Annotated in this window: 6 protein-coding genes and 2 pseudogenes; all 8 read right to left on the bottom strand. The window is 47.1% G+C overall.

Features of this window, described 5'->3' with window-relative positions:
* Positions 1-510, bottom strand: a pseudogene (locus AB6E52_RS11730) (transposase); the annotation flags it as partial.
* Positions 510-1,150, bottom strand: a pseudogene (locus tag AB6E52_RS11725) (YegS/Rv2252/BmrU family lipid kinase); the annotation flags it as partial. The pseudogenes AB6E52_RS11725 and AB6E52_RS11730, both read right to left, overlap by 1 nt.
* Before the next feature lie 19 nt (positions 1,151-1,169).
* A complete protein-coding gene (locus AB6E52_RS11720; protein WP_017064697.1) occupies positions 1,170-2,075 on the bottom strand; it encodes a LysR family transcriptional regulator in 906 nt (301 codons plus the stop codon).
* Positions 2,076-2,153: 78 nt separating this feature from the next.
* Entirely contained in the window at positions 2,154-3,536 is a 1,383-nt protein-coding gene (locus AB6E52_RS11715) for a BatD family protein (protein WP_102320960.1), read from the bottom strand.
* Positions 3,533-5,239, bottom strand: coding sequence for a VWA domain-containing protein (locus tag AB6E52_RS11710; protein ID WP_102320961.1), 1,707 nt, complete (start codon positions 5,237-5,239; stop codon positions 3,533-3,535). The genes AB6E52_RS11715 and AB6E52_RS11710 overlap by 4 nt, the downstream gene beginning before the upstream one ends.
* Positions 5,232-6,311 (bottom strand): VWA domain-containing protein, encoded by a 1,080-nt coding sequence (locus tag AB6E52_RS11705; protein ID WP_102320962.1) that lies wholly within the window; start codon positions 6,309-6,311, stop codon positions 5,232-5,234. Before AB6E52_RS11705 ends, AB6E52_RS11710 begins: the two co-directional genes overlap by 8 nt.
* Positions 6,304-6,846 carry a DUF4381 domain-containing protein gene (locus AB6E52_RS11700; protein ID WP_102320963.1) on the bottom strand — a complete coding sequence of 181 codons (543 nt, stop codon included), beginning with the start codon at positions 6,844-6,846 and terminating at the stop codon, positions 6,304-6,306. Before AB6E52_RS11700 ends, AB6E52_RS11705 begins: the two co-directional genes overlap by 8 nt.
* The gene (locus AB6E52_RS11695) at positions 6,847-7,809 is read right to left on the bottom strand and encodes a DUF58 domain-containing protein (protein WP_102320964.1); all 963 of its coding nucleotides are present in this window, start codon (positions 7,807-7,809) and stop codon (positions 6,847-6,849) included.
* Between the last annotated feature and the right edge of the window lie 10 nt (positions 7,810-7,819).

Below are 7,819 nucleotides of genomic sequence, written 5' to 3'. Positions count from 1 at the left end.
TTTTCGCTCTTGGGCAGGCGCACCTTTTAAGCGTGATTCTATCCCGTAGAGTTTTGGGGGTTTAGCCAGCACTTTATCAGCCTTGCCCGATTTACCTTCCCCTTGAAGCTTCTTCGCGTCCATGAACTTGCGTTAAGCACCCCACATTAGTGACGTGATGCAGACCATGATAAGCCGTGTAGCCATCGGTTTGTAGATAACCGTTGTAGTCACCTAAAAAGTCCACGGGGCACACCCTCTCGCGACTGTTTTGATAGTCGTACAAGGCGATTTTTTCACATTCGGCAGTGCCGCTTCGGGCGAGTCAGCGCCTGAGCAGTAAAGCCACATATAACACTGCTTCTCTTCTTTGAGCACATTGAGCGGCGTTTCATCCGCCTGAACCACCACTTGTTGAAGTAGGTTCTCCTTCAAGGCCACATACAGCGGGGCGAACTTCTCACTGACTTGGATAACCCACCTTGCCATGGTGGCGCGTGATAGCTCGATACCCGACTGGGTAAACAGCGATCATCAATCAATGCATTGGGTGCTAACTCTTGTCCTCCACCCGCTAAGCGACCATTACAAAAAGCACCCACAAGGATCTCGCCGGTAAAGCTGCCTTTGTCTATGGGCAACGTGCCACTGTAGGGCTTAAAGCCAAGTGCTTTCACCACACCTGTTAGTGTATAGCACCGCCACCGAGAAAATCTTTAAGCTCGACTGGCGTTTCAGCTGTGACTTCAGCACCAAAACCCGCCGCAGCGACATTCATAAAATAGCGGTCATTCGCACGCACGCTATCCACCGCAAACGCCTTGCCTTCCAGCGCTAGTTCAAAAGCACCCGAAATATCGTTAGGTATTCCCGTTGCGGTAGCAAAATCATTCGCAGTGCCCATTGGGACAAGCGCCAGTTGTGGTCTTTCACTGGCACGGAACAGGTTGAGCGCGTTAACGGCTTCATTCACCGTTCCATCGCCACCGACAACAATCAGACGCTTAACACCATCGCATATTGCCTCGCTTACCAAACGAAACATGTCCGACGATTCCCAAGTCACTCTAACTTGCAGGTCAATATCATTGTCCCTCGCCGCAAAGGTGGCTTGCCTTAATTCCGGGATATTGGCTTTCTTTCCGTTTAAAATCACGCGAATGCTGTCCATGGCTATGTCCTTGTATAGGCTAACTTGATAACTCTTTTGCTGCCGCTTTGATCTTAGCTCGTAACCACTTATGGCTTGGTTCATTAGTACGGCTTGGATGCCAAATCATACACATATCGAGGTCTTCCAACTCGAAGGGTAATGGTAGTGTTTTTACCGCGTACTTTTCAGCAAAACAACGCACTGATGAAATAGGCATTACTCCGATGTACTCAGAGCCTTCGATAACAGGAAGCATCTCTACAACGCCCGCTGCGCGATACACGATTCTACGTTTCTCAAGGTCACTATAGTGCTCAGAGCTTAATAAGCTTTTGCGCGCATGCCACCTAGAGACCACCACATGCTCGAGTGCTAAGAACTGTTCCATATCGATGGTATCGCCAACCGTAGGATGATCACTACTACACACCACGACCAGCTCTTCTGTAGAAATCACCTCGTGCTTAAGCATGGTTCTTCCTTTAGGCGTCATATCAACAATCACGTCGTGTCTTTGCAGCCTTAAATCAGACTCATAGTCTTCGGTAAACAGAGGATGAACCTCTAACGCGATACCTGGTGCGACTTGGCTGATTAACCGCATGACTTTTGGCATCATTTCGTAGCTCGCCGCCGAGACGCAGGCAATGGAAAACACGCGGCCTGAGGTTTTAGGATCGAAGTCTCTTGATGCGGATAAGGTAGAAGTAAAGTTTTTAAGTGCAGCGGCCATTGCAGGATAGATATCAATAGCGAATGTGGTTGGCTCTACGCCTGATGTGGTGCGATGAAACAGTGGCTCATCATAGATATCTCTCAACCTTGCAAGTGCTTTACTCACTGCTGGTTGGCTTATATCCATGCGATTAGCAGCTCTAGATAAGTTCTGCTCTTCATAGATAGCAACAAATATAGGAATTAGATTTAGTTCGGTACTTTTCATACAGTTCCATATTAAAGAAGCAGGTTCCCCATAGTAGAGAACCTGCCGATTATGTTCGATGCGAATAACTAAAGTTTGCTACTTAGTTCTATCTTTTAAGTTTGGCAAGGCTTTAGGGATTTTCAAGCGAGCGGCAATTGAACGAGAATTGCTTGAGTTTGATGTGTCACTGGGCAAGTTACGTAACCCTTTCCATAAACGAGTGAATACGTTTTTATCTTCACATCCTTGTTGAAGGGCTTCGCTATCTTCTAGCCAACGCTTTTGTCCATTTGATTTACCATGTTGCGCTTTATCCAGTTGCACTTTATTCAGTTCTAACTGAGAGGTTTGGTTTCGCAATTGACGGTAGATAAAGGTTCTTAATGCAGCCCAATTACCTTGCTTAACTAAACGACGTAGTACCAGCCAACTCGGTGTTGGGCGGTTTGCGTAGTAACGCTTAACCGAAACAATCAACGCAATGCAGACTAACAACACCAAACCAACACTAATAAACACCGACATGTAGGCTTTGATGAAAGATTGGACTGTGTGTTTGGCTTCAAACACTTCGCCTTTTATCACCACGTTTTCAAGGCGTTGATTTTTGCTGTCCCACCACTGAAATGAAAACTCTGGCAGCGTAAACTCACCACCCTGCTGAATCACATATACAGTCTGTTCAACTCGGCTTGAGCGATAATCACCACGTTCTTGAGTGTCATCCAAACGGTTGGGCTGTGGGTAAGCTTGGAACTGCTTAGTGGACTTATTGATTAGCACATCTGGCAGCAACACAGAAAAGCTGTCTTTTGCCTTAATCGTGATAGTTCGAGTAATAGCATCGCCAACTTTTAGCTCTTCACTTGAGCGTTGCCATTGCTGCTCTATATCTACTTCTGTCGCAGAAAACCAAGGCGTTTCATTATCGAGTAAACCTGAAGGCAACGAAGCTTCAAACTTAATCGGCTGCGTGTAAAGCGTACCGCCCACGTTTGAACCATCAGGAGCAGAAACTTGGATACGAACCGGTACGGTTGGAATAACAAACTCACCGGAAGTCATCGGATAAAGCGTCACTTCCCAACGCTGACGTGACCATGTAGTACCACCGACTCTTTCTGTGTAGTTCGTCGCGAGTTGGTTACGCTGCTTAGCGATAACGTTAGGGATTTCGATACTGCCGATTCGAGTGCCGCCCGTTAACCAGCGCGGTGTCGCCACCTCAATGTTCAGAATGACCTGCTCATTTACGCTGACTTTGCCCGGCGTTATTTTGTCGCCTGACTTGGGTTTCTCGCCAATCCAAGCGATAAGCTCAACGTCACCACTTTTTTGCAGATCGAAGATATCGGCAGCAGAAGCAACAGCAGGAAAAAACCAACTCAACATAAGAGTCATCGACAACAACCATGTGCGGGCTGTGAATCGCGCTCGCTTTGATTGAATCGCTTCAAGAGCTAAATCATATCGACTCATTGCGTTTGCTCCTGTTTTGACGCTTGTTCGATGGAAGGCGCAGGATCTCTTAACTGAATTTGGAATTTGGATTTCAAGAAGAACTTAGGATCGGCTTCTACTCGCTTTAACCACTTGTCGGCAAGCTCTTGGCTGCCCAAAATCTCATTCGCGTTAAGTGTTTCCTTAAGCATCAATTCCGCTACCGTTTCTTCTTCAGCGCCATCACCCGTTCGCGGCTGATCGTCTTCGAGTTCTAAAGATTCTTCAGGGCCATCTGTGGTTCCAGACTGGCTTTCACTGGTTCGGTTTACCTCTTCGACAATTCCACTAAGCACAGCAAGATTGTTCTCCACATCCGTTCTTAGTTCTGGTGACAGATCCTCTTTCTCACTTAATGATTTCAAGAGGTCTCGTGCGGCAAGGTATTCACGCTGCCTAGCTAACGCACTCGCTGCATTGTACAAACCAAGGTCAGTTTTGGTTTGCAAAAACGCACTGTGAGCGAGCTTAAAATCACGAGCATAGTAATAAGCCGCGCCCTTTCGCATTGGATCCTTAAAATGCTTGGCGGCTTCAAGGTATTCCTTTTGATTCAATAAACGTTGTCCTTGCTGATCAGGCGTTAGCCATAAGTCCCACCACCATTGAGCTGTTTTGTCCCAAGTAGTAACCGACTCCACCACAACTGGTTTCTCAGCGGTTAAGTTGACTGTTTTCGCCAAAGTGTCTGGTGAATACATGCTGCTTGTGATCATCAAACCAACGACACACCACTGCACCAACCACCCTTTTCTGAACCATAGCAACATAATGAAAGCCATTGGAATAAGCAGTCCATAGCCCATGTCTTTCCAAGGCATTGAAGATTCGCCGTTGAGCTGCATGTTTCTTTCAACCGCTCTGTTCAGTTGTTGGATATCCGAATCATCAACGGTCACTTCAATCACTCGTCCACCCGTCTTACTCGCTAAGTTACGCAGTGAATCTAGGTCGACAGGGTTATCGCTCACCACATTACTGTTTCCTGCGGCGAGAATGAGCAACTGATACGGATTGTCGTTAAAGAAACTCTCGTACGCCCTAATGGTGCTTGGGTTTACACCATCTGATACCAACAGTACAGAAGAGCCTAACTCACCAGACAGTTGCTGATTAATCAGTGGCAGTGCTTCCTCTGCTGACTTACCTGAAACAGGCATGATATCGGGTGTGATAGCCGCTAGAAACGGTTCAAACACCTTGCTGTCTTGCGTGACGGGCATCGCCACGTGTGCGCTGCCTGCATAAACCACTAAGCCCGTATTACCGCCTTTGCGAGCTGCCAATAAGTCTCTAATTTTCTGCTTAGATCGTTCCAAGCGACTTGGAGGCAAATCTTTAGCAAGCATAGATTCACTATTATCAAGCACAACCAACATCGACGCTTTGTCTTCACCAAAAGGCGAAGCCTCACGCTGCCATGTTGGGCCAGAACAGATAATGATGGCGATAGTCACAATCACTACCAATAGCTTCAACGGCAGTTGCTTGCGCCAGCCTGTTTCGCCAATCGTCAATGCATCACGTAAATGTGTAGGTAAAATGTCTTTCCACGTTGGTTTGGTCTCTTCTCTCCAACGAACCCATAACAGGAAGAACATCGGAATAAAGGCCAACAACCACAAAGGTCGGATAAAATGAAACTGGGTAAAGAACTGTTGTATCGTGAGAGAATCAGGCATCACTCTCTCCTTTCAAATTCTTAGCCGAAGAAGCGAGCAGCGATCTTCGGCGTATCGTTGCTAAGCTGAATGCGGTCAAATACATCACTACAACAATCGCCATCAAATAGTGGTGCAGCCCCTGTTTAGGGCGATAAGTGGTACTTTCATATAACTGAGGTTCAAGCTCACCAATCTGAGCATAGGCTTTGGTCAGTTCGTCGCGGTTAAGTGCTTCAAAGGCTTCGCCACCTGACTCTTGAGCGACACGCTTGATGGTTTCCATATCCAGAGCAACCTCTCCAACGGTTTGCGGATCGCCCATCGCAATAACGTGAATTCGAACGCCTTTAGCCTTGGCGACTTTTGCGGCATCGATAGGCTCAACAAAACTTCCCGTATCATTACCGTCGGTTAATACGATCACGACCTTCTCTTTTTCGTTGGCATCAACACTTGAATCTTGAACGGCAGCACTCTGCTTTTCGCTTTGTTCAAACACCTTAATCGCCAAGCCAATTGCATCACCTAAGTGCGTGCTTTGCCCTGCCATCGCGACATCGGTTTGATTAAGCAGTTCAAGCCACACATCTTGGTCAGCTGTAAACGGTGTTTGTACAAACGCTGCATCACCAAAAAGAATCAAACCGAGTCGATCCCCTTTTCGGGTAGTCGCAAAATCAGCCAGCACTTCTTTGGTCGCGTCCAAACGAGATATTTTATCGCCCCGCTTAGAAGTAAAGTCTTGTTCTGCCATTGAGCCAGATAAATCGACCACTACCATCACATCACGACCTAATTGTTCGCGAACTTGCGGCTCACCAAGAATGGTTGGTTTAGCGAGCGCACACACCACTAATGCCCAAGTAATAATCAACGTGGTTCGTTGCCACCAGCTTGGTGTTAGCTGGCTTGCCCCTTCAGACGGCGCTTCACCAATCGCTTCAACCAATTCACTGAAAAATGGCACCTTGATGGCCATTTGCTTGGTTCGATAAGCTGGCACAGCGAAGTAGACCAACAAAGGCAGAGGTAACGTAATAAACCACAGCGGATGCGCAAATTCAAAGCTGGAAGATAAAACATCAAACATTGTCTTGCCCCTCAACCGTTACCTGTACATTCGGCTTGTGAAGTTTTAGCCACATCATCGCGGTTTGAATTACCTCTAAACGCTGTTCAAAGCTCAAACGCACATTAGGGTCAATTAGGCTTTGCATCCATAATTCCGAAACTTCATCGGCAAAGAACGCATTGCTGTTTTCACTTGTGTTAGCGCTACCAGGCAGATAAGCGTTCAGACGGTTTACATAGGCTTTTCCAAACAGCTTTGCATTACTGCTGTCTAGGTAACGAAGTACCACTTTGAGGACTTTAAAGGTTCGCTCGGTTGAGTTCTTGTCTCTTGCATCCAGTACCATGAGTTCTTGAAGCGCTTCTTTGCGATAACGGTTATTCCACGACCTTAACGCCAAGCGATAAGCCAGATAGATAGCGACCAATAACAGAATAACGCCAAGGATCTTCCAGCCGATAGTTTGAGGAGCCCAGCTCACACTGTCAGGAATCGCTACATCGTGCAGTTCGCGGAGGATATAGGTACTTGGGGGAGTATGTTCAACAGCCATTTAGCGCCCTCCCACTAGCTTCTGCAGCTGTGATATGTGATTGCCCGACGTGTCTAATTCTATATAAGGGAGGTTTTTCATCGCCATCAATTTAGCAAGGGACTGTTTCTGAAGTGCCGCTTTCTGAGCAAGACTTTCACTCGCGAGGTTTACCTTAGATTGGCTATCCAGATTAAGTTGAAAGCGACCATCACCCACCACCCAGTTTGCGCTTGCAAGATCTTGAGGCAATGACTGTTCTAATGGGTCGGTGACCATAATGGCCAAGATATCGTTGTGTTGCTGTAACTGCTTTAGTCGATCGAGATGTTGTTCTCGGCAGTCTCGCCAGTCACTAATGAATATCAAGGTTGATTGCTTGAGTCTCATTCGTTTGATCAGTTCAATCCACTGGCTAAAACCAACACCCTCGCTGTCACTCACACTCACGTCTAAGCTTTGATTAGCCTTGGTAAGATGCTTTAACTGAGCCAGTAAATCAGACTGTGAACGCTGCGCTTTGGTATGAAACAGTTTTTGGTGTGAGGCTAAAACGAAGCCGACACGGTCACCATCTTTTAGCACTCGCCACCCACACAGTGCCGCCACTTCGGCAGCCACAACGGATTTCATGGTGTTTTGAGAAGCAAAAAACATCGAACTGCGCTGATCGACACAGATCATCACATTACGGTCTTTCTCTTCGGTGTAACTGCGAACATGCGGCTTCCCCGTTCGCATGGTGACTTTCCAATCGAGATTACGGATATCATCACCCAATTGGTAGTGTCGTAACTCCTCAAAATTCAAACCACGACCACGGAACAAAGAGTTATGTCTGCCCGACAGCACACTGCCCGCCTTTAGATGAGGCAGTAGAGAAAACGACTCAGCTTGAGCCTGAATTCGCACTAACCTTGAATAGTCACAGTACAGTCGAGGATCAAGGCCTTGCGGTTTAGGAGCTTGTATTGGCTTCGCCATGACGCCCCCT

It is taken from the genome of Vibrio sp. 10N.247.311.13 (assembly GCF_041467595.1).
Lineage (GTDB): Bacteria > Pseudomonadota > Gammaproteobacteria > Enterobacterales > Vibrionaceae > Vibrio > Vibrio crassostreae_C.
Note: the sequence above shows the minus strand (reverse complement) of the source record. Positions and strands in the feature narration are given on the sequence as shown.

Excerpts from the sequence above, each read along its gene's own strand:
- AB6E52_RS11720 (WP_017064697.1), bottom strand. The coding sequence starts at position 2,075 with ATGAAAAGTACCGAACTAAATCTAATTCCTATATTTGTTGCTATCTAT.
- AB6E52_RS11715 (WP_102320960.1), bottom strand. The coding sequence starts at position 3,536 with ATGAGTCGATATGATTTAGCTCTTGAAGCGATTCAATCAAAGCGAGCG.
- AB6E52_RS11710 (WP_102320961.1), bottom strand. The coding sequence starts at position 5,239 with ATGCCTGATTCTCTCACGATACAACAGTTCTTTACCCAGTTTCATTTT.
- AB6E52_RS11705 (WP_102320962.1), bottom strand. The coding sequence starts at position 6,311 with ATGTTTGATGTTTTATCTTCCAGCTTTGAATTTGCGCATCCGCTGTGG.
- AB6E52_RS11700 (WP_102320963.1), bottom strand. The coding sequence starts at position 6,846 with ATGGCTGTTGAACATACTCCCCCAAGTACCTATATCCTCCGCGAACTG.
- AB6E52_RS11695 (WP_102320964.1), bottom strand. The coding sequence starts at position 7,809 with ATGGCGAAGCCAATACAAGCTCCTAAACCGCAAGGCCTTGATCCTCGA.